The sequence below is a fragment of the Neobacillus drentensis genome (genome assembly GCF_036962765.1).
Taxonomy (GTDB): domain Bacteria; phylum Bacillota; class Bacilli; order Bacillales; family Cytobacillaceae; genus Neobacillus; species Neobacillus drentensis_C.
The window spans coordinates 1-1,476 of record NZ_JBALOS010000416.1; the positions used below are offsets into that span (position 1 = coordinate 1).

The 1,476-nt window shown below is 37.1% G+C and carries 3 protein-coding genes; all 3 read left to right on the forward strand.

Going from position 1 to position 1,476, the window contains the following annotated elements; translation table 11 throughout:
• Positions 1–352 (forward strand): YbhB/YbcL family Raf kinase inhibitor-like protein (locus V7137_RS30250; protein WP_335701493.1); only part of this gene is annotated, 352 nt, incomplete at its 5' end.
• 235 nt (positions 353–587) lie between these two features.
• The gene (locus tag V7137_RS30255; RefSeq protein WP_335701494.1) at positions 588–971 is read left to right on the forward strand and encodes a hypothetical protein; all 384 of its coding nucleotides are present in this window, start codon (positions 588–590) and stop codon (positions 969–971) included.
• Positions 961–1,464 (forward strand): aminodeoxychorismate lyase, encoded by a 504-nt coding sequence (locus V7137_RS30260; RefSeq protein WP_335701495.1) that lies wholly within the window; start codon positions 961–963, stop codon positions 1,462–1,464. The genes V7137_RS30255 and V7137_RS30260 overlap by 11 nt, the downstream gene beginning before the upstream one ends.
• Positions 1,465–1,476 lie beyond the last annotated feature (12 nt).

Below are 1,476 nucleotides of genomic sequence, written 5' to 3' on the forward strand. Positions count from 1 at the left end.
AAAGTGGGCAGGTGCACCTGCTAACGCTAAATCGTTTGCTGTGGTCGTTTATGATGCCCACGTTCTATCTGAATACTGGGTACATTGGGCAGTGATTAATATTGACGCTTCCACATCAGAACTAGCAGAAAATGCGGCGGTTAGTTTAACAGATTATCAGCAAATAAAACCTTATTATGGGATGCAGCCCGCTGAGTTGACTGGAGATCATGCTTACCAAATTGCTGTCTATGCTCTAGATATAGAGACAACTGATATTCCACATAAAGTGGTATTCTTTGAGGATATAGCGCCAATTTTGAAGTCACACACGATTGCTAGTGGGACATTAGTTAGTTTTTTTCAGAGTTAAAAATAAGATTAGTGAAAAAGCAATGCAAAGCTGCATTGCTTTTTTTATACCTTCCGAAAGATGTAGTAACTATAACTAGGAACCATATTATTTAGTCATTTTATAGAATTTGAGGTTCTTTTTGTCAAATCCATCCGACTTGTGTCTCATTTAGTCGGTTTTAATCGAAAAATTTATAGTTAGGATGTATAATAGGGAATTGTGGATTGCTATGTAAATGAAGGAGGAAACTAATATGATGGAATGGACATTAATTCTGTTGATTGCGATATCAGCTGTGTTGCTAATCGTTTCAATTATGTCGAATCGCAAAGTAGAAAAACAAAAACAAACGGAAATTGATATGGTTCATGTTTCTGTTATGAAAGATATCAATAACGTCCAAGAGCAAATTCGAAATCTGGAACTTGATATAGAAGTAGTTACAAAGGAAGCAGGCGTTCAACTGACTCCGGAAGAAATTATTTTTAAGCGTGAAGTACTAGATTTATATAAACGGAAATATTCGATTGAGACAATTGCTCAGAAAAAACAAGTTTCAGAGAATGAAATTAACCGATTTTTAGCTCCATATCTGGCAGCAAAGGATGAAAGGAGCAAATTAGCCCATGAAATTTAATGTAGTGAGCAGCTTTGCGGCCGGAATTCTTTTAGCTACGACCATTTGTGGTGCTGTTTACTTCACTGACGATCCTGCGATCACAAAAGCAGCTGACAAACCAGCCAAGAGCGAGCAGCAAACAGTCGCTCAACTAACAGAAACAGATATGAAAGAAAAACTATTAGCTGCAGGTTATGTAGTCCAACCGAATGCAGAATATGATAAGGCATTAGAAGCAGCAAAAAAAGCAGCTTCCACGTCTTCAGCAGCTTCCACGGCTAATAATAATTCTAAAAAGATTGCCTATCGTGCAGTTATTTCTGTGACACAAGGGATGACGAGCATCGATGTCGGAAAAATGCTTGAAAAAGCTAAAATAGTCCCAGATGACTTTAAATTCTCCCAAGATGTAGAGAAAAAAGGCGTCGAGAAAAATTTGCGTCCTGGTACTTTCGTAGTTGATACCGAAATGACTTATGATCAAATCATTGCGACCATTTTTAAAAAATAAACATAGTTAAAA